The organism is Chitinophaga fulva (assembly GCF_012927205.1).
GTDB classification, from domain to species: domain Bacteria; phylum Bacteroidota; class Bacteroidia; order Chitinophagales; family Chitinophagaceae; genus Chitinophaga; species Chitinophaga fulva.
Window position 1 is genome coordinate 248,329 of sequence record NZ_JABBGC010000003.1, and the last position, 21,012, is coordinate 269,340.

Below are 21,012 nucleotides of genomic sequence, written 5' to 3' on the forward strand. Positions count from 1 at the left end.
AAAACGGATAAATAAGTACCATTTTTGTAACAGTTTCATCCTACATTTGTAATCATGCAATCGTCTGCTAACCATAACGCCGCTTTCAGAGACGCCTTCCTGATTCCACAGGGAGAGGTACACCAGTATCGTCTGCCTATGCCGGACATCGATGGTAGCGGCAGGTTCGTTCTCTGCGAGGACATGGCCATCGCAGACGGCAGCGTGGTAGCTGGTCCCCCGGAATTTTCATGGCAGCATTATAATGAGAAGACTTTCGTGGAGCTCAATTTCGTGATGTCCGGACAACTATACCAGACCCATGAAGGCCTGATCTCCCGTCAGCTGTTCACACAGGGATATGCCAATTTCCTGTTTAACCCCTGCTCCTGGGAAAAGAATGAACTGGCCGATAACAAAGGTTTCCGTAACCTGGGCGTACATATCAAACCCGAAAGGATGATAGCGCTGCTCGACAGCTATGCCCCGGAACTACATCAGCTGACAGACAAAATAGCGAAGGGCACTCCTTTTGTGGTGCATTCACCCACCGCTTATTTCACGCCACGGTTGCAGCATACACTTGATCACATCTGGGAGAGCCCTCTTCCGCAAGGGCTAAAGCGGTTGCATTTTGAAACACAGATACTACAGCTGTTCGGTTTGCAATGCGAAGCTTTGCTCTCCTCTCATAAGTCTGCCGGCACAGATGCTTTACGCACTGCCGACCGTGAACGCCTGCATCATGCCCGGCAATACCTGCTGGAACACCTGGCATTCCCTCCTTCCCTGGCGGAGCTGTCACGCATATGCGGCCTGAATGAATTCAAGCTTAAAAAAGGATTCCGGTTGCTGTTCGGACAGAGTGTTTTCGCTTTCGTCAGCAACGAAAGGCTGGAAGCCGCGCGGGAACAGATACTGCAAGGGGAGTATAATATATCCGAGATCGCCTACGGCCTCGGCTATACGCATCCGCAACATTTCCACCGGGCTTTTAAAAAGAAGTTCGGTATTACGCCCATGGGGCTGCTCAAATAATTACAATGGATCCCGATACCGTACAATATATCCTGAAATACTACAGTCACCTTATGGAAAGTAAGGTAGGATTAGTCTTCCATTATACGCAGACGTTATACAAATACAAAAAGACCACAGAAAACAATGAAGCCCTCACCCGGCATTACCGCGATCTTGGGTGGATCACCGCCAATGAAAACGTGCTGACGCTGCTGGAAGATGGCTTCGATAAGTTCGAGATGGAAGTGGCCATGCGGATGCAATACCAGCATGGCGATAAGATAACTTTTAATCGTTGTCCGCAATGTAACGGACTGGCCAGAACACCGCAGGCATGCCAATGCAGGTATTGCGGGCATAGTTGGCGCGGGGAGTAAGCGTCTTGAAGCATTTTGCCCGTTTATTGCCCCTTTAAGGCCTGTTTTTCCCCTTTATTACCCCTTTAGCATTATTAATTGCCCCTTTCTTTTTGGCCCCTTTATGGCCCCTTTGTGAACGTTTTGGCCCCTTTATTTTTTTTGCGAAAACTAAAAACCCTCCCCCTGTCCTATTTCCTGCTGCTCAGTCATCATACTGATGAAACAAAAATTATTTCACTATGCAATCAAATGCTAAAGGCCGGAACATCGCCTATTGGATTACGACCGGTTTACTGACCGCCGGCATGCTCTCCGGTGGTATCGCTCAACTGATACGGGCTCCCTGGAATACGCAGGGCATCATCCACCTGGGGTATCCGGTTTATGTGATGACGATACTGGGCACCTGGAAACTATTGGGCGTGACAGCCCTGCTGTTACCCCGGATGACGCTGATCAAAGAATGGGCTTATGCCGGGTTCTTTTTTCTGATGACCGGCGCCGTGATCTCTCATCTTGTCAGCGGCGATGGCCTGGCAGCTGTTACCGCACAGAGCATTTTCGTGGTACTCATCGTGCTATCCTGGTATCTGAGGCCTGCTAACAGAAGGATAGCGGCCTTAACAAACATGCCGGAATAATTGTATGTTTATCTACCGGAAATTATTTTTTAGCAAGATGTCCTGTTTTTTATTTTTCAGTCATCTTAAGTATGTTATCATTTTACATCACTTTAATATAATGATCGGATGAAAGAGTTTATGTTATTATTCCGCCAGCCCAGCTACGATTACAGTAATGCTTCCCCCAGCGAGATGCAGGCACTGGCGCAAAAATGGAAAGACTGGGTCAACGGTATTGTGGCCCAGGATAAGTTATCCAGCCATGGCCCGCGCCTGTCACTGGAAGGTAAGGTGTTGAAGTCCGGTGGCGTGGTTACTGACGGGCCTTTTGTGGAAGTCAGGGAAATACTTGGCAGCTTTATCATCGTAAAGGCCGAAGATCTGGAAGCGGCTACCACCCTGGCCCATGGCTGCCCTGCTGTGGATATGGGCGGCAGCGTCGAGATCAGGCCATTGTATATGTAATTGTAAACAATTTTATCACCACCTGCCCCATAAGGCGGGTGGTGTCTTGTCATGGAAGCAGCACTCTCTTTAAAACAATTGTTCCAGCAGGAATTCTCCCGCATGGTGGCGGTTATCAGCCACCGCTTTGGACTGCAACATATCGAAACAGCGGAAGACATTGTCAGTGAGACATTCCTCGCGGCAGCAGAAACATGGGGCATGAAAGGCATGCCTGAAAACCCCGCCGCATGGCTCTATGCCGTAGCACGACAAAAAACATTGTACCACTTCCGGCGCAACAAAATCTATGAAGAAAAAGTAATGCCTGCACTGAAAGCCGGTCAGGAATCGGAAGAGACCCTCGACTTCTCAGACCAGCACATACGGGACAGTCAGCTACAGATGATTTTCGCTATATGCAATCCGGCTATCGCCAGCGAAAGCCAGATAGGACTGGCCCTGCGCATCCTCTGCGGATTTGGCATCGATGAAATAGCAGAAGCTTTTCTCACCAGTAAAGACACTATCAACAAAAGACTATTCCGGGCAAAGGAAAAACTCAGGACGGTACAGCTTAAACTGGAGATGCCTCCGGAAAACATGCTACAGGAACGACTTGATAATGTACTGCACGTTATTTATCTGCTGTTTAACGAAGGATATTATTCCGGTACCCAAAGCCGCGTCCTGCAACAGGAGCTATGCCTCGAAGCCCTGCGCCTGGGGCTGATGCTGGCTGATTATGAGAAGACCAGCCTCCCTGCCACCAACGCATTGATTGCCCTGATGTGTTTCCATGCATCACGGTTTGAAGCACGACAAAACAGCGAAACATCCTTTGTGCTCTATGAAGAACAGGACAACACCCAATGGGACCAGGCGCTGATCCATCAGGGTATCCGTTATCTTGAACGTTCTGCACAAGGCGGACAACTCACCTCTTATCACCTGGAAGCAGGCATCGCTTACCGGCATTGCCAGCAGACAGACACACCCGAAAAATGGCAGGATATCCTGCACCTGTATGACCAGTTGCTACAGGTGAACTTCTCACCCACCGTAGCGCTTAACCGTGCCTATGCCGTCTACAAAGTTCATGGCGCACAGATTGCTATCGATGAAGCAGAAAAAATTCCGCTGACCAACAACCACTTCTATTTTGTGCTGTTAGGTGAACTGTATAAAAATATACAACCAGAAAAAGCCGTCGCCTGCCTTCGCCAGGCATTGTCCCTTGCCCGCTCTCCCATTGAAAAACAACAGGTGCTGCGTAAAATAGCCTTGCTGTAAACTGCCGGAATTTCACCCTCAAAAAGTCGCACTTACACAGTGTTCAGGTTAACTGTCTCCTGTACTTTTGTAGTACAAATTCAAATGTTATGCGAAAGATTATCCTTGTTAATTTTATTACGTTAGATGGTGTTATACAATCGCCGGGAGGGCCACAGGAAGATACCTCCGGCAGCTTTCAATGGGGTGGCTGGGTGGCTCCCTTTGGCGACGATATCCTGCACAAGAAGCTGACCGATGTTATGAATCAGCCTTTCGACCTGTTGTTGGGCAGACGTACTTACGACATTTTCGCGGCCCACTGGCCTCACTATGATGACGCCATCGGTAAAAAATTCAACAGCGCGGAGAAATTTGTCGTTTCACATCATGACATTCCGTTGCCCTGGCAACATTCTACGCTGATTAACGATGATGTGGTAGCCAAACTACAGGCACTGAAAAAAACGGACGGCCCTGATTTGCAAGTCTACGGCAGCAGTCAGCTGATACAAACACTGCTGAAACATCAGTTGGTAGACATCGCGCATCTGTGGCTTTACCCTGTCACTATCGGTTCGGGCAAGCGCCTGTTCGAGGATGGTACGCTTCCCGGCAGCTGGAAACTGACAGACGCCACCCCTACTTCCACCGGGGTGATCCTGACCACCTACGAAGCAGCAGGAGCACTGCATACACGCGCGATTGAAGCGAAACCACCTTCTGCAGAGGAACTGGAGAGAAGAAAAAAAGTGCTGGCAGAAGATGCCAAATCATAATGTATCAGTCCCCGCTTTGAGGGATTGCCGATAGGCCAGCGGGGACATCCCTGTCTTACTCTTAAACAACCGGTTAAAAGACTGAGGTTGCTCAAAGCCCAGCCTGTAGGCGATATCAGCCACGCTCCATTCACCGGCGCCTAACAGGTCTTTGGCTGTTTCCAGTAACTTCCGGTGGATATGTTGCTGTGTATTTAACCCGGTATTAGCCCGCAACAGGTCGCTGAGATAATCGGGCGAAAAATGTAACTGCTCTGAAACATATTGCACACTGGGCAATCCTGAGCGGGACGGCGCATCGCTATCGAAATACTGAAGCAATACCGTATCGAGACGGTTCAACAGGCCATGGTCATCGTCCCGCTGCGCGGTAAACTGCCGGTGATAAAAACGGTTGCTGTAATCCAGCAACAGCTCCAGCCCGGACACCAACAGGTCCTGGCTGAAGCGGTCGGCCGGCGTGTCCAGCTCCATCCCTATCTGTTCAAATATTTTAAGGATCACCTCTTTTTCTTTCTCTGTCAGATGCAATGCTTCTGACACCGCATAGGAGAAAAAACCATATTGGCGGATTTTCTTTGCCAGCGGGTGATGCCGGATAAGATCAGGATGAAAAAAAATGATCACGCCAGAAAGGCTCTTTTCCGGAGAGGCACCGGAGATCAGTTGGCCCGGCGCCATAAAACACAGGCCGCCTTCTTTGAAATCGTAATAGTGCTGGCCATAACGGACCATGCCGTTGGTTTTATGGATGAAAGAAACCTTGTAAAAATTGAGCATGATACGCGAAGAAAACTCACGCTGGAACTGCATCCCTTCGTAGCTGACATAACTGATCAACGGATGTTGCGGCGCCGGCAGTCCCAGTTCGTTGTGAAAAGAGGCGATATCCGGATATATCGCCGGTGATGGCATTGTTTTCTTCATGCCATAAAAATAAGACATATCGCGTCAATAATGATCGTTCTCCTGCTGGGGGAGGATGGCGGGCAACACCGACGCCTGCCCGTTGATCGTAGCGCCTCCCTGCGCGATATGCCGGGCATTTGCCAGCAAGGTATATGGAAAAACAGGTTCCGGCGCCGACAGGGCATCCAGCGCCGCGATCACTTGCGGTGAAAGGGTTACCGTCAAAGCCAGCAGGTTTTGCTGCAATTGTTCCGTTGTACGGGCGCCGATAATCGTTGATGTGACACCTTCCCGCGCCATCACCCAGGCCAGCGCGATAGCCGATGCCGGCAAGCGATAGTCCGTCGCGATGCTGTTCAGCGCTTCAATCACGTCATAGGCCTTTTCGCTGACAGACCCTGTAGCCGTGCGTTTGCTAAGGGTTTGACCTTTATTCTCCCGGGTGTATTTTCCGGAGAGAATGCCTTGTTTCAGCGGAGACCATGGCATGACGCCCAGCTGCATCTCCTGGGCCATGGGTATTAATTCCGCTTCCACGGTCCTTTCCAACAGGGAGTATTCTATTTGCAAACCGATGAATGCCGGCCAACCCCTGAAGTGTGCGATCGTTTGCGCTGCTGCGATCTTCCATGCCGGCGTGTCTGATACACCGATATACCTCACTTTTCCCGACTGTACCAGATTTTCCAGTGTATAGAGCGTTTCTTCTATGGGGGTGTGCGGATCATAGGCATGCATCCAGTAGAGGTCTACATAGTCGGTTTGCAGGCGGCGCAATGACGCTTCCAGCGAAGCTAAAATAGCTTTCCTGCCCGTTCCGCCACTGTTGGGATCTCCGGGCCGCATGCTGCCGAAGAATTTGGTGGCGATCACCAGCCGGTCCCTGTTGATATTACTTTCTTTCAGATAATCCCCGATGATTTTTTCCGAATGTCCCCGGGTGTAGATGTTGGCCGTATCTATCATATTGCCGCCCTGGCCGAGGTAAGCCGCCAGTATTTCTTTAGACGTTTCCGGTGAAGCGCCGTAATGCCAGTCCGTCCCGAATGTCATGGCGCCAAGCGTCAGCGGGCTCACTTTCAGCCCCGACCGCCCCAGCGTGCGATAATGTGTTAATTCCATCTCTTTTTACTTTGACAGCAAAATTCTGCTAACCGTAAAACGGGGAAGTAACCGGATCAGGGATTAATATAACCAGAAACAGGATTTGTCAATTTTAGATAGACCTCTCTATTTTTAGAAAAAGGTCTATATTTGCTCCTGTAAAAACAGGTTTATGAAGGAAAAAGTAAAAGTGCGGGACCGGATATTGAATGTGGCGACTGAGTTGTTTTCCCGTCAGGGCTTTAATCAGACCGGTATCAACCAGATTATTGCCGAAGCTGATATAGCCATAGGTTCCCTGTATAACCACTTTCCGTCTAAAAATGATCTGTTGCTGGCCTATCTGCAACGAAAGGAAGATGAGTGGTTTGAGGGGTACGAACGCAGCTGCAAAGGCACCAGCAGTGCGAAAGAAAAGATCCTGAAGTTTGTGGATTTCCGGATAGCGCAGCAAAAGCAGTCCGATTTCTGTGGTTGTCCTTTCACCAAAATCATTTCGGAGATAGGATCACAGGAAGCGCAGATACAACAGATGGTGGAGTCTCATAAGAGCAAACAGCGTGTATTGCTGCAAGGGCTGTTCCGGGAGCTGAAAGACACCGGTGAGCTGGACAGGAAGCTGCTGGCGGAAAATTTCTTTCTGATGGTAGAAGGGGCTACCGTTAACACCACCATTTCCAGGAATATGCAGGCGCTGGAACATGTCCGCAAATTCATTAAAAAGCTGATCGACTAATTTTTTTCTTCACATAAAAATAGATATATCTATCTATTTTATAAAACAACAAAATATGATACCCAGTGAATCAACATTCAATGGTACATACCCCTATGCGCCCAAGTTTTCGGACGCGCCCGGGTTCAGGATGCATTATGTGGATGAAGGCAGCGGGCCGGTAGTGCTTTGCCTGCATGGAGAACCTACGTGGGGTTATTTATTCAGGCACCTGGTGGCACAGCTTTCCCGTACTCACCGGGTGATAGCTCCCGACCATATGGGATTCGGGAAAAGTGAAACACCGGCAGACCGTACCTACTGGTTGCAGGACCATGTTGACAATATAGAGCAATTGGTATTGGCGCTGGACCTGCGGGAAATCGTATTGGTGATGCATGATTTTGGCGGACCAGTAGGCATGGGACTGGCAGCCAGGCATCCGGAGCGGGTGAGTGCCGTTATCAGTATCAACGGACCGGTACCTTTTGGTCAGCCGGAACTGGGCGACGTACTCACCGCCAATGCGCAGGAATCTCCCTGGTTTAGCTGGATTCTCCGCGCCGCGCAGGAAGGCCGCCTGGAAACCGTGCTGAATGAAACCGGATACAATATCCTGAGCACCCTGAAGTTGAACGGATTTGAAAACAATGCACTGATTACGCCTACCTGGCTGGAAGCTTATGGCAGCCCGTTCCCCACTCCTGCCGACTGCCGCGGCGTATCAGGCTGGGCCGCCGGTTTTGCCGCAGGCATGCATCAATTTGAAACACCTGCCGCCGAAGCCCGGGAGATGATCAGCCGCCTGCCTGCCATGGCTATCTGGGGTATGGAAGACCGTACCCTTCATGGCAAACATTTCCTGCCGCTTTTCCGGTCCCTGTTCCCCAATGGAAAGGTATACGAACTGCCGCAAACGGGCCACTACAGCCTTGAAGATGCTCCCGATGCTATCGGCAGCCTGGTGTCCCGCTTTCTGGGCATCCCCTCCGGCGATAAAGAGACCGCCACACAGGACGCGTATGAAGCGTATTAATTTTTTTACTTAAAAATAGATAGATCTATCTATATAATTTATTTTATGCAAAACAATACATCGAGATGGTTATCGATGGCCATCGTATCAGCGGGCATCTTCCTGGCGGTGATTGACATATTTATTGTCAACGTAGCCCTGCCGGCCATCAAAAGAGGATTAAACGGCACCAACAGCGAACTGCAACTGGTAGTGGCCATCTACCTGTTGGGCTATTCCTGCCTGCTGATCACCGGTGGGCGACTGGGCGATTATTACGGCCGCAAAAAAATCTTCCTCACCGGCATGTTCCTGTTTACGCTGGCCTCCGGCTTTTGCGGCCTTGCACAGTCAGGTCTTCAGCTCAATATCGCCAGGTTCGTGCAGGGACTGGCAGCGGCCCTGATGACGCCACAAGGCGTTTCCTACATACAGGTGCTTTTCCCTGAACCCAAAGAGCGGATGAAAGCCATCGGCATCTATGGCATTATAGCCGGTTCAGCTTCCGTGATAGGGCAGTTCCTGGGCGGCGTACTGCCAGACACTCACTTTGCCATTGAAGGCTGGCGGCTCATATTTTTTATCAATCTCCCGCTGGGCCTTATTGCATCGGTCAGCGCCGCTATTTTCCTGCATGAAACACCCAGGAATACCTCGCAGCGGTTCGACTATGGCGGCGTAGCCCTGCTGACACCCGCGCTCTTCTGCCTGGTGTTTCCCGTGATACAAGGCCGCGAACTGGGCTGGCCCGCCTGGAGCATCCTCCTTTTTCTGGCAGCGATAGCACTGCTGTTCCTTTTCAGCCGTGACCAGCAGCGGAAACTTGCCCAAGGCAAGGCGCCACTGATAGACGCCCGTTTGTTCCGCAACAAAGACTTCCGCACCGGGCTCTATGCTTCTATCTTTTATTTCCTGGTACAGGAATCCTATTTTCTGATCACCGGCGTATTTTTCCAGGACGGGTTGGGCCTCGCTTCCCATACAACAGGCGCCTACTTTGTATTTCAGGGTATCGGTTATGTGATAGCGTCCGTGCTTTCCGTTAAACTGATCCCGGCTCTTGGAAAAAAAGTGCTGATGGCCGGCGTGATGATCATGATCGTTTCGTTTGTCCTGCACTGTGTTTTTCTGGTCACCCGCAGCGTACCGCCTTATGTGTTCTCCGCCATCCTGTTTACCTACGGCGTAGGATGCGGCGCCGTATTGCCTTCCCTGCTTGCCTTTTCCCTCAAAGGTATCCCACATGAATTTGCCGGTGCCGCCTCCGGTACCTACTACACCGCGCAACAATCGGCCATTGCCATGGGCGCAGCGGTGGTGGGCGGCGTGTTCTTCTATTATGCAGGCAACACGCCCGGATTGACAGCGTATGTGACGGCCTACCGCGCAGCAGCTATTTTCAGTATAGCCATGCTCGTTATCGTGCTCATTTGTTTGTACAGCATGCCCGATCATCAAACAACCGTGTCGCGAACTGCCTCGGGGAAAAAGGCACGGCCTGTCGTGAATTAACACTGGTACATACGGGAAATTTTTCATCAATATAAAAACGAATAATATATTTACAGCGCAAGCCTCGCACTCACTGAACCTGCGAGGCTTGTTATAATTCCTGTTTACCTAAAAGTGAGTACTCATGTCCCCCTGTACTGAAGGCATATTTAACCCCATCAACTGGTTTATCATTTATGAACGAGGTGAGCTATGCATCATCGGGGAACTGCGCAGCGGTTGCATGGAACCGGGCTGGTTTCTGCTCCTGCTGGACAGGCTGGTGTTTTCTGTTCCCATCGCAGCAATTGAAACGATAGAGATTGCGGGTGAAACAAAACAGTATACCATGCTGATCATCCGGGATGAAGAGAAGGACCCTGAATGGCTGGAGGATAAATTTAGTATGATTCTCAGCGGGTATATCATCCACATCTCAAAAACGCCCAGATAAAATACCACTACAATGGAACCATCATGGATAAAGGGCCGCTTTAAAGCCATAGAAAGTTATACTATCCGCAGGAGGAATGAAGTGTACATCCTCGGCGAGTTGCTCGACGGCCACGTGCAGGCCGGCTGGTATGCGGTGATTTCGTTTAACAGCAGTATTGGAATGTCGGTAAAAATTGAAAGCGTTTCAACTGTAAAAATATTTGGTTTCTCCCGTACCTATACCCTGCTGGTGCTAAAAGATGATGATATGGATGAATGGACAACAGATTTTGTATTTGGTATGAAAATCGGGAATGAACCACTACGTATCTCAGAAGAGGGACCTAATATTTCTGTCTGAATTCCAGCCAATGACCGATGCCGGCAATCACCGGCCGGTGGCTTGCGCCGATACCTGCAGCGCTGTTCCTATGATCAGCCATAACAAGCGAATACTGCGGGTCATGCCTCTTTTATCATTTTTTTGATGAGGGTGATTTGCCCGAGATGATAGTGGGTATGCTCGATGATACCCGTCAGATTGCGGTACCAGGTACCATATTTCCCGTCTGTAAAGTCTTCGGACAGCTGTTTTTCATCCAGTCTGTCTATTAAACCGGCAAAGGTTTCCGCCTGCACCAGCGTTTTGTTCACCAACCGCTGCCAGTCTTCTTCCGAAGTAATGGGTGGCAAATCGAAACTATATCTATCACTGGCCTGCAAAGGTCCCCCCTGCAATACTTTCAACACAGCGTCTACATAATAGTTGACATGGAACACCAGCACGGCGATGGTATTCAGGCGATTTACCTGAGTGGTGGCCATCTGCCAGTCGACATCGGAGAGTACATCTTTCAAATTAACGGCGGTCCAGTTCCCTCCGAAATGCACATCGCGGAAATGTTTGGCCATTTGCTGTACAGTGGTCATCTTTTTTTTGAAAAAGATACAAATAAATCCTATTTGTAGTTCCGCCGCGTGGTTGTTATCTTGTGCGGATTCAATATGGAAACAGGAACAATGACAACAGGCGCGGCTCAACGGATGCAGCTGCCCGCCGGCAAACAACATTTTGCGATACTGGACGGACTGCGCGGCGTCGCTGCCATTGCAGTGGTGATTTTCCACTTCATGGAAATCGTATATACTGATTACAGTAAAAACTTTGCGGGACACGGGTTTCTGGCGGTAGATTTTTTCTTCTGCCTCTCCGGTTTTGTGATCGCCTATGCATATGATGACCGTATGCCGCAACTGCGCCTGCGGGATTTTTTCCGGACACGACTGATACGCCTTCATCCGCTGGTGGCACTGGGCGCTGTCCTGGGCCTGCTCACCTTCCTGTTTGACCCGCTGATGGGACCACCCGCCGGCTATGGATTTGGTAAAATAGCAATGTTGTTTATTACCACTTTGCTGCTGATCCCCTACCCTGTGATGCCAGAGCGTTTTTTTAATCTCTTCTGTATGAATGCCCCCGCCTGGTCTTTATGGTGGGAATACATCGCCAATATCTTTTATGCGTTGATATTATGGCGGCTTCGCCGTAACCTGTTGCTGGTAGTAGGACTGATAGCCGCTGTGATACTCAGCGTTGTAGCTTACAAAGCCGGCAACCTGATGGGCGGCTGGAGCAAAGATACCTTCTGGCAGGGCGGTGCACGGTTGTTTTATTCCTTTACTGCCGGCATTCTGGTGTACCGTTTTAGGCTGATCATCCCCAACCGCCTCGGTTTTCCTGGTGTTACGTTGTTATTGCTGCTGGCATTGTTCATGCCTTATTTCCCGCATAACTGGCTGGTGGAGCTGGTCATTGTGCTGTTTTATTTCCCGGCGCTGGTGTCCCTCGGAGCCGGTGCGCGACTGGTGTCCTGGCTGGAGAAGCCATGCCTGTTTTCCGGAAAGATCTCCTACCCGCTATATATGACCCACTATGGGTTTATGTGGATCTTCGCCCATTACCTGGAAGTGTACAAGCCGGATATGTCCACCCTGGCGGTAGTAATACCGGTTGGTGTGATAGCCTTGATCACACTGGGTTGGATGGCGATGGTTGGATATGATCAGCCTGTTAGAAACTGCCTAAACCGGATTTGGAAAAAACGTTGATCCCCGGTTCCCAGGGCTAAAGCCCTGGGCTACGATGTTGTTCAATTTCTCTATACGGAGAGGCTAAACCATAGGGCTGGCATTTTTGCTGGCAGTAGGCAATGGCGCGTGCCATTCATTTGGCCCGGGGTTGAGATGTTGTCTAATTTCTTAAAATAAAGATCCCAATAATACGGTATAGCCTTTTGGGCTGGCTGCGGAGAATAGCTCGTGACCATATTTTTTTCCCAGGGCTGAAGCTCCGGGTTATAGTATTGTTCAGTTTCTTTACCAGTGGATGAGCTATGGAGGTGACTTGTCATCATCGCCAGGAAAAAGGGCCATGTATATATGTGCAACTTTATCTCTGTACCACTTTACTTCAGCATATTGATTACTAACGACTTTGAAAAACAACGTAGCCCAGGGCTTCAGCCCTGGGTTTTCATGTTGTGCCCGCTAACCTCAGCGGCTCTTCCCATTTCCTGTTTGCCAAATTAATTTGCTACTCCAAAAACTTTTATTATGTTTGAACATATGAACATTAAAAAATAATGGGAACGGGGAAAAAAATAGCGATCGACATTGGGGGCAGTCATGTATCTGCCTGTATAGTAGACACCATGCATCCCGGAGCGGCTCCGGACAGCATTGTCAGGAAAAGTTTGCAGGCCGACGGCAGTGCGGCGGACATCATTTCCACGATAGCCGGCTGTATTACTGCCTTTAAAGACACGCCGGTGGACGGTATCGGGATAGCCATGCCTGGTCCGTTTGACTACCAGCAGGGCATCAGTGCCATCACCAAAGTGGGCGGGAAATTCAGCCGTCTTTTTGGATTGCATGTACGGCAAGCCTTGCAGGACGCTGCCGGCACAGGAGACCAGCCTATTCATTTCACCAACGATGCTCATTGTTTCGCGGTCGGCGCCCGGCATGTACTGGGCCTCAACAGCGAAAAGGCCGTGTTGCTGACGCTGGGTACCGGTTTTGGATCGGCCTTCCTGGAAAACGGGGAACTGGCAGCGGGCCCTGAAGGGCTGCCATCAGCAGCCTTCTACGATTGTCCTTTCCAGGATGGGCAGGCAGACGACTACTTCTCTACCCGCTGGCTGCTGGACACGTTCCGGCAACAGACCGGCGTGATGGCCCCTTCCGTGAAAGCGATGGCGGAACAATATGAAACGATAGCCCGGCCGGTATTTCACGCCTTCGGCGGAAACCTGGGCACGTTTCTGCGGCCCTGGCTTGCTCAATACAGTTGCACCGAGCTCGTGATCGGCGGCAATATCGCCCGCGCCTATACGCTGTTTTCCGGCCCACTGGAAGAACAACTGAGCGATCTCCCTATAAAAATTACCTACTGCCAGGATACAGAACATTGCATTCTGGCCGGCGCCGCGATGGCGCCCCGTCAACCGGACCATACGGAACTGCGCCGCACCAGCCAGCCACTGTTGCCCGTTTCAACCAGTAACACCGGTGAAGACACTTATACCGTCTTCCCTTCTTTTCATACAGATCATCCGGTACAGGAAGGCTATGCATCCCTGGCAGCCCTCATCAAAGAAGACAACCTCATCATCATAGATGGTTATGAAGGCGTGCTGTGGGAACAGTTCAGAACAGCACTCCATCAGGCGTTGCTTCCGTACAACCGGGCCGTATACTGGTACCACGCCGGTGCATGCCTGCAAACACCTGCTGCCATCAACACTATGCTGGAAGCCTATTCCGGCACACCTGATCAGGTGTTCGGCAAACGATTTGAAGGCAGCCTGGCGGATTTCTTTGACGCCGAAAAATTATCCTCCATACGCCCGGATGATACGCCCGGATTACATATTATCTATGGCACCGGCGCTGCGCTCACCGGCATCAAAGGCAAAACGCTGTACGTGGATGTTCCCAAAAATGAGATCCAGTACCGCCTGCGGGCCGGCAGCATCACCAATATCGGCACGCCCACGTATACGTATAAACGTTGTTACTTCGCCGATTGGCCTGCATTGAACAAACACAAACAATCCTTATTACCGCATATCGATGTGATCATCGACGGTCAGCGGCCGGATACCATCACCTGGATGCAGGGCGCACAGTTACGTGCATCCCTGGACGTTATGCTCAGCCAGCCTTTCCGCGCCCGGCCCTGGTTTGAAGCCGGTGTATGGGGTGGCGACTGGATGAAAAAACATCTCCCCGGCCTGAATCCGGGCGAAGTGAATTATGCCTGGTCGTTTGAACTGATCACACCGGAAAACGGCATCGTACTGGAAGGCAGCAGCAACCTGCTGGAGGTCACCTTTGACATGCTGGCATTCCACAACAATCATCAGCTGCTCGGCAAAGCCGCGCCACGCTTTGGCACCGCTTTCCCTATCCGCTTCGATTTCCTCGATACGTTCAACGGTGGCAACCTGTCGATACAATGCCACCCTCGGCCGGAATACACGCTGCAACATTTCGGTGAAGATTTCACACAGGACGAAACCTATTACATCCTCGATTGTGAGCCTAACGCTGAGGTATACCTTGGTTTTCAGGAAGACATACAGCCTGCCGCCTTCAGAAGTGCGCTGGAAGCTGCTATCAACGACGGCACACCACTGCCCGTTGAAAAATATGTGCAGCAGTTCACCGCCAACAAACACGATCTGTTCCTGATCCCGAACGGTACGGTACACGCCTCCGGCAAAAACAACCTGGTATTGGAGATCAGCAGCACCCCCTATATCTTCACCTTTAAGATGTACGACTGGTTGCGGACAGACCTGAATGGCCGTCCACGCCCTATCCACCTGGACCGTGCGTTTGACAACCTGAACTTTGACAGGAAAGGCCAAACGGTGCCTGATACGCTGATTTCCAAGCCACAGCTACAGGACGAATGGTCATCAGGCAGAAAATGGCAGCTGCCTACGCATCCGGAACATTTCTATACGGTAGACCGTTATGAATTCTCTGGTGAGGTGCAAATACCTACCAACGGGCAATGTCACATCTGTATGCTGGTAGAAGGCCATCAGCTGGACGTTACCGCCGGTGGTGGCACGCAGCGGTTTCAGTATGCCGAGACCTTCGTGATACCGGCAGGGGCAGACAGCTATACCTGTCGCTATGAAGGTGAAGGCAAAGCCATGCTGGTAGTAGCTTATGTAAAAGACAACTATTGCTGATTCAAATATTTCACGTCATGGGAAACAGTAACACCCGCTTGTTCATCACCACCGTCACCCTGATCGCTGCATTGGGAGGCCTGCTTTTTGGCTTCGACATTGCTGTCATCAGCGGTATCATTCTTCCCGTAAAAACACAATACCAGCTGACCGCTTCGCAGGAGGGCTGGTTCGTTTCCTGTGCCCTGCTGGGATGTATTGCGGGCGTAGCCATTTCAGGCACGCTGAGCGATCGTATTGGCCGCAAAAAGGTATTGGCGCTTGCAGCATTCCTTTTCCTGGTGAGCGCCATCGGGTTTGCCGTGTCCACCACCTATCCCCTGCTGATATTTTTCAGGGTACTGGCAGGCATGGGCGTAGGTGTGGCCTCTAATATCTCGCCGCTCTACATCTCCGAGCTGGCGCCGGCTTCCCGGCGCGGGCGACTGGTAACATTTTACCAGCTGGCCATCACCATCGGCATCATGGTAGCTTATTGTTCCAACCTGGCCATACAACGGTATGCCGCCGCCGCAGGCGATACCTCCGGCGGATGGCTGCACTGGCTGTTTGTCACCGAATACTGGCGGGGCATGTTCCTCGTCGGCGTAGTGCCCGCAGCCGCGTTCTTCGCGCTGCTGGCCATCGTTCCGGAAAGTCCGCGCTGGCTGGCGCGTTTTGGCCGGCAAACGGAAGCGCTGCATATCCTGGAGAAAATCAACAGCAGCAAAGAGGAGGCTGCCCATGAACTGAAAGCCATCCAGGCCGTAGCTACCGATCAGGCCAATGGCGGGCTGCGTGCCTTGCTGCAGCCACCACTGTTGCATCTGCTGGTGATGGCCTGTGTATTGACCGCCTTCTCCCAGTTCAGCGGTATCAATGCGGTGATCTATTACGGGCCTACCATCCTGCGCTCTTCCGGCGTGGTAGCGAATGATACCTTGTTGTACCAGGTGATGCTGGGCGCCGCCAATATGCTCTTTACTTTTGTCGCCATCTGGAAAGTAGACAGCCTTGGCCGCCGGCCGCTTTACCTCACTGGCTCCATCTGCGCTGCTGCCGCACTAACGCTCACGGGCATCTGTTTTCTGTTGAAGATCACCGGATGGCCGTTGCTGATACCGATCACTTTTTTCCTGCTCTTCTTCGCCTTTTCGCTGGGGCCGTTGAAATTTGTGATTGCCACGGAGATATTTCCGACACCGGTGCGGGGACTGGCACTCTCTATCTGTATCCTCGTGATGTGGATATCTGACTGGTTACTCAACCTGCTATTCCCTGTTATGCGGGAAGGCATGGGCATCGCGGCCACTTTCTTCCTGTTTGCCGGTTGTTGCCTCTTCTCGTTTTTCTATGCGAAAAAATACCTGTTTGAAACCAAAGGTCAATCGCTCGAAAACATCACTATCAAAGAAAAAACGATCATCCACCACTAATCACTTGTTATGATGAGAATATTCTATTGTATCACGGTTTTACTGGCCACCGTACTGAGCGTATCCGCTCAGAAAACGGTCCCTTACCTCGGTAAGGTAGACTGGATCAATGGTTACGACCATGAAATTGAAGGAGAGAGCATGCGCTACTATTCTGCTTTCCCGGACTATGCCACTACTGCGCTGCTCACCCGCGCCACCGATGGCCACAAGGTAATTGAATGGGAAACCGCCGCCGTGCCCACACGTGTGAAAGGGCCTTATGTATATTTCAGCTGGGTGGCAGGGCACTCCTCCGCAACCAGCAGCGGTGACCGCCACTTTGATCTGTATGTGGACGGAGAAAAGCTGCTGACCTTCACGACCAAACCCGGCAACCAGGCGCCGACATGGACTTTCGGAGCACCAGACAGCAGTCGTATCGTATTTCAGCAACTCCGGAAAGACGGCGCCAACGATTCCCATGGCCTGATGTTCCTCCGTCTGCCAGTGAGCCGTATCACTCCCGGCAAACCTGTCAAACTGAAAATCATCGGTGAGGCGCAACATAGCAACGACTGGCTCATGACCTTCAAATTCTCCTTTGAAGAAAAGGTGGACATCCATCCGCAACCTTTTATTCTTAAAAACGGGCAACAGCCGATAACGCTTACCGCGCTTCACTTTGGCACACCACGCACCTTCAAGGTGACAGTAGACGGGAAAAAAGTATATTCCTTCCCGGTAGCAGACGGTGTCAACCATTTTGATATTCCCGTTCCAGCGGTAAAACAGGCCGACAGTATTCGTGTAGTCATCACCGATGCCGGTAAAGTACTGGCAGACCGGTCCGTTACCCTGAAGCCTGTCACCTACCGCGAACTGCATTTCATACATCATTCCCATACAGACATCGGCTACTCGCACCTGCAGCCGGAAGTACTGAAAATACACCTCCGCAACATCAACGATGCGCTGGACATGATAGCGGCTACCCGCAACTATCCGGAAGAAGCCAAATTTAAATGGAACATTGAATCCCTGTGGGCGGTGGACCATTTCCTGCAACAGGCCACCCCGGAGAAAAAAGCAGCTTTTATACAGGCCGTGAAAGATGGTAACATCTGCCTGTCAGCCTTGTATGCCAATATCCTTACCGGGCTTACCTTACCAGAAGAATCATTCCACTACACCGACTTTGCCACACAGCTGCGCAAGACCTATGGCCTCCATATTCCCAGCGCCATGATCTCCGACGTGCCGGGCTATACCTGGAACACCGTGACAGCACTGGCTAAAGGCGGCGTGAAATATTTCTCCAGCGGCCCTAATTATCTTGGCGAGAGCCATCCCTACCTCGGCGACCGCGTGGGTCATTTTGTACGCAGCTGGGGCGATAAGCCCGTATGGTGGGAATCACCTTCGGGACAGGAAAAGATACTGTTCTGGGCAGGTGGCAAAGGCTATTCCTCCTGGCATGGCACCGCTCCCGGCGCCGTTTTTGAAAGAGGCCCGCAAAAGATAGCCGCTTACCTCGATGAGCTGGACGAGAAACATTACCCTTATGATATCGTGCAATGGAGATACAATGTGGTAGCCGATAACGGACCGATAGACACTTCTATCTCCCGTTTCGTTAAGCAGTGGAATGAAAAATATGCATCTCCCAAAATTGTACTCAACACCACCGATAAACTCTTTGAAACTTTTGAACAGAAATATGGTAAAGACCTGCCCGTTGTAAAAGGTGATATCACCCCTTACTGGGAAGACGGTGCCGGCTCTACTGCCAAAGAAGAAGGACAAAACCGTGTCAACAGCCTGCGTTTGTCTCAACTCACCAATGCTTATGCGATGCTGGCCCCCGGCCAATTTAACGCGCAACAGTTCTTCCATGCGTGGACCAACATCCTGATGTTCCATGAACATACCTGGGGAGCGCACAACAGCACCACCCAGCCGGATGTTCCATTTGTAACAGAGCAATGGCGTATCAAAAAACAGTTCATGCTGGATGCAGACAGTATCATCAATGTCCTTAGCGGCCAGCTGTTCCAGCCATTCACCGATGAACAGTCCCGCAGCATTGCAGTAGTCAATACCCTCTCCTGGCCTCGTAGCGGCCCTGTGAAAATTAAGGTGAGCGGAAAATCCGTAAAAGATGCGCGCGGCCGTAAATACCCGCTGCAACGCCTCTCCGACGGTACATTTGTATTCCTGGCCAACGATGTGCCAGCCTTCGGAACAGCCGTGTACACTGTCAGCGATGAGCCGGTAAACACCACCACTTCGCTTAAACAGACCGGCAATACCCTCTCCAATGGCAATATTGCCGTTACCTGGGACAACAGCGGCAGCATCACGCAACTTTCTGCGAAAGACGGTCATAACTATGCCGGTACTTTCCGTGGACAAGGACTGAACAGCTACTGGTACGTACCCGGACAAAACCCGGCCGACGCCGTAACCAATCAGCCTGTACAGGCACAGGTCATTGAAAACGGGCCTGTGGTGACGACCATCGTGCTTCGTGCACAGGCGCCCGGCGCCAACGCGCTGGAGAAAAAGCTTACGCTCTATGCCAATAGCAACCTGGTACTGATTGAAAACACCGTCGACAAAAAACCGGTCAGACAAAAAGAAGCGCTGCATTTCGGGTTCCCGTTTGAAGTACCTTCCGGACAAGTGACGCTGGATGCAGGTTATGGCACCATGCGCTACCTCAACGACCAGCTGCCTGGCTCCAATATGGATTTCCTGTTCGGCCGCAGATGGATGGACATCTCCAACCAAGCCAATGGTTTGCAATGGATGCTACTGGAAACTCCCATGGTAGAACCAGACAGCATGATCGATGAGCGTCTGCAGATAGCTCAAAGCCATAAGGAATGGCGCACGAAAGGTCAACCTACCAACCGCTGGTTTTCCTATGTCATGAATAACTACTGGCATACCAACTATAAAGCCGATCAGTCAGGCAGCAGCAGCTATCATTATGCCCTGCAGCCACATGGTCAGGCTGATGGCGCAGCGCTGGAAACAGCCGCGGCAGATTTCACCCAGCCGCTTATTGGTTTCCCGGTGAAAAAAGGTGCTGCTTTGCCGGCAGGTCTCTTCCGGTTGACCAATACCGCCGTGGTGGCCACCGCCATTGTGCCACAGGAAAATGGTCAGTATATGGTGCGGCTCTTTAATCCCGGTAAGACGACACAAAGCACGGGATTTGAGTGGGGCACGCTGAAGCCTGCACGAATTACAGTAGTGAGGAATGGCGAAACCAAAGATGCCAAGGCGACCTTTAGCCTGCCTGCTATGGGCGTAGAAGAGTATCTGCTTATTCCGTAATAACATCACATAAAAGAAAATGCCGGATGAAAAAATCATCCGGCATTTTTTATTTACAGTTGAGGTCTTTTTAGTTCGATACTATACGTAAAACAATCGCTTCTGTACCAGCAGATGTTAAACTCCAGCGGCCGCCGGCTGGCGTCCAGCACCACCCTTCGTCTTTCCAGGACGGGTGCGCCTTTTTTGATCTTCAGTAATCCTGCGATTTTTTCATCCGCACCTATCGCCCTGATTTCTTCCTGGGAATAAACGGGTACCACATGAAAATCCGCGTCCAGCATTTCATACAGCGGGCGGTCAAAATTCTCTTTGCCGGTAAGCCCTATCCTGGGATGGAAGAAAGACTCAAAATACACCATGGGATTTTTCTCCGTGCTCCGGATACGCTCCAGGCAAACCACCGGGTGGGCAGGTTCCGTTTGCAGCATCTTCGCCACTTCTTCTACTGCTTTCAGTACTGATACCTTGCTCTTCAGGGTTTTGAACGGGATACCCTTGTCTTCCATTTCATGGGTGAAGCTGTACCAGTTGTCCAGGTTAGTGGTGATCTTTTTCTTTTTCACCACCGTGCCATACCGCTTCTTTCTTTCGAGCAGTCCGTCTTTCACCAGGTTGCCGATGGCCATGCGCAAGGTGTTCCGGGAAATGCTCCATCGTTTGGCAAGGTCTGTTTCCTTTGGAAAAATGTCTCCCTCCCGGAAATAATCCTCCCGGATCAGCTTCCGTAATAGCTCCTCCGCCTGCTGATGCAGGGGGATTTTACTATCGTGGTCCAATAAAGGTATCTTCGTCATATATGTACGAACATATCGCTTTTTTGCGATCGGGAAAAATTTTTGTGCAGAATTCCCGCAGTAG

19 protein-coding genes are annotated in these 21,012 nt (G+C 51.0%); 15 read left to right on the forward strand and 4 right to left on the reverse strand.

What is annotated here, in order from left to right:
- Positions 1–54 precede the first annotated feature (54 nt).
- The 6 genes from HHL17_RS24270 (at position 55) to HHL17_RS24295 (ending at position 4,476) form a co-directional block, all read left to right on the forward strand.
- The gene (locus HHL17_RS24270) at positions 55–1,017 is read left to right on the forward strand and encodes a helix-turn-helix domain-containing protein (RefSeq protein WP_169227442.1); all 963 of its coding nucleotides are present in this window, start codon (positions 55–57) and stop codon (positions 1,015–1,017) included.
- A 5-nt stretch (positions 1,018–1,022) separates the two neighbouring features.
- On the forward strand, positions 1,023–1,376 hold the full coding sequence (locus HHL17_RS24275; RefSeq protein ID WP_169227443.1) for a hypothetical protein: 354 nt from the start codon (positions 1,023–1,025) through the stop codon (positions 1,374–1,376).
- Between the two features lie 221 nt (positions 1,377–1,597).
- Positions 1,598–1,999: a DoxX family protein gene (locus tag HHL17_RS24280; RefSeq protein ID WP_169227444.1), complete on the forward strand. Its 402-nt coding sequence runs from the start codon at positions 1,598–1,600 to the stop codon at positions 1,997–1,999.
- Between the two features lie 108 nt (positions 2,000–2,107).
- Positions 2,108–2,446 carry a YciI family protein gene (locus HHL17_RS24285; RefSeq protein WP_169227445.1) on the forward strand — a complete coding sequence of 113 codons (339 nt, stop codon included), beginning with the start codon at positions 2,108–2,110 and terminating at the stop codon, positions 2,444–2,446.
- Between the two features lie 51 nt (positions 2,447–2,497).
- On the forward strand, positions 2,498–3,718 hold the full coding sequence (locus tag HHL17_RS24290) for an RNA polymerase sigma factor (RefSeq protein ID WP_169227446.1): 1,221 nt from the start codon (positions 2,498–2,500) through the stop codon (positions 3,716–3,718).
- Positions 3,719–3,807: 89 nt separating this feature from the next.
- Entirely contained in the window at positions 3,808–4,476 is a 669-nt protein-coding gene (locus HHL17_RS24295) for a dihydrofolate reductase family protein (RefSeq protein ID WP_169227447.1), read from the forward strand.
- On the opposite strand, the gene HHL17_RS24300 is transcribed toward HHL17_RS24295, so the two are convergent.
- Both HHL17_RS24300 and HHL17_RS24305 read right to left on the reverse strand, forming a co-directional pair.
- Positions 4,471–5,403: a helix-turn-helix domain-containing protein gene (locus HHL17_RS24300; protein ID WP_169227448.1), complete on the reverse strand. Its 933-nt coding sequence runs from the start codon at positions 5,401–5,403 to the stop codon at positions 4,471–4,473. The genes HHL17_RS24295 and HHL17_RS24300 overlap by 6 nt on opposite strands.
- A 24-nt stretch (positions 5,404–5,427) precedes the next feature.
- Positions 5,428–6,507 (reverse strand): aldo/keto reductase, encoded by a 1,080-nt coding sequence (locus HHL17_RS24305; RefSeq protein ID WP_169227449.1) that lies wholly within the window; start codon positions 6,505–6,507, stop codon positions 5,428–5,430.
- A 154-nt stretch (positions 6,508–6,661) separates the two neighbouring features.
- Between HHL17_RS24305 and HHL17_RS24310 the strand changes: the two genes are divergently transcribed.
- The 5 genes from HHL17_RS24310 to HHL17_RS24330 all read left to right on the forward strand — a co-directional run bounded on the left by HHL17_RS24310 (position 6,662) and on the right by HHL17_RS24330 (position 10,506).
- Entirely contained in the window at positions 6,662–7,225 is a 564-nt protein-coding gene (locus HHL17_RS24310) for a TetR/AcrR family transcriptional regulator (protein ID WP_169227450.1), read from the forward strand.
- 55 nt (positions 7,226–7,280) lie between these two features.
- A complete protein-coding gene (locus tag HHL17_RS24315) occupies positions 7,281–8,240 on the forward strand; it encodes an alpha/beta fold hydrolase (protein ID WP_169227451.1) in 960 nt (319 codons plus the stop codon).
- Between the two features lie 45 nt (positions 8,241–8,285).
- Positions 8,286–9,731 (forward strand): MFS transporter, encoded by a 1,446-nt coding sequence (locus tag HHL17_RS24320; protein WP_169227452.1) that lies wholly within the window; start codon positions 8,286–8,288, stop codon positions 9,729–9,731.
- A gap of 124 nt (positions 9,732–9,855) precedes the next feature.
- A complete protein-coding gene (locus HHL17_RS24325) occupies positions 9,856–10,164 on the forward strand; it encodes a hypothetical protein (RefSeq protein ID WP_169227453.1) in 309 nt (102 codons plus the stop codon).
- A 12-nt stretch (positions 10,165–10,176) separates the two neighbouring features.
- Positions 10,177–10,506, forward strand: a complete 330-nt coding sequence (locus HHL17_RS24330) for a hypothetical protein (RefSeq protein ID WP_169227454.1) — start codon at positions 10,177–10,179, stop codon at positions 10,504–10,506.
- 101 nt (positions 10,507–10,607) lie between these two features.
- Here HHL17_RS24330 and HHL17_RS24335 read toward each other — a convergent pair whose 3' ends face one another.
- The gene (locus tag HHL17_RS24335) at positions 10,608–11,075 is read right to left on the reverse strand and encodes a DinB family protein (protein WP_169227455.1); all 468 of its coding nucleotides are present in this window, start codon (positions 11,073–11,075) and stop codon (positions 10,608–10,610) included.
- Between the two features lie 75 nt (positions 11,076–11,150).
- Between HHL17_RS24335 and HHL17_RS24340 the strand changes: the two genes are divergently transcribed.
- The 4 genes from HHL17_RS24340 (at position 11,151) to HHL17_RS24355 (ending at position 20,151) form a co-directional block, all read left to right on the forward strand.
- Positions 11,151–12,254: an acyltransferase family protein gene (locus HHL17_RS24340; RefSeq protein WP_206156164.1), complete on the forward strand. Its 1,104-nt coding sequence runs from the start codon at positions 11,151–11,153 to the stop codon at positions 12,252–12,254.
- Between the two features lie 533 nt (positions 12,255–12,787).
- Entirely contained in the window at positions 12,788–15,412 is a 2,625-nt protein-coding gene (locus HHL17_RS24345) for an ROK family protein (protein ID WP_169227456.1), read from the forward strand.
- Entirely contained in the window at positions 15,406–16,827 is a 1,422-nt protein-coding gene (locus HHL17_RS24350) for a sugar porter family MFS transporter (protein ID WP_262889100.1), read from the forward strand. Before HHL17_RS24345 ends, HHL17_RS24350 begins: the two co-directional genes overlap by 7 nt.
- A gap of 9 nt (positions 16,828–16,836) precedes the next feature.
- Positions 16,837–20,151, forward strand: a complete 3,315-nt coding sequence (locus tag HHL17_RS24355; protein ID WP_206156165.1) for a glycoside hydrolase family 38 C-terminal domain-containing protein — start codon at positions 16,837–16,839, stop codon at positions 20,149–20,151.
- Positions 20,152–20,204: 53 nt separating this feature from the next.
- Here the strand turns inward: HHL17_RS24355 and HHL17_RS24360 are convergent, their stop codons facing one another.
- Positions 20,205–20,948 carry a GntR family transcriptional regulator gene (locus HHL17_RS24360; protein WP_169227458.1) on the reverse strand — a complete coding sequence of 248 codons (744 nt, stop codon included), beginning with the start codon at positions 20,946–20,948 and terminating at the stop codon, positions 20,205–20,207.
- Between the last annotated feature and the right edge of the window lie 64 nt (positions 20,949–21,012).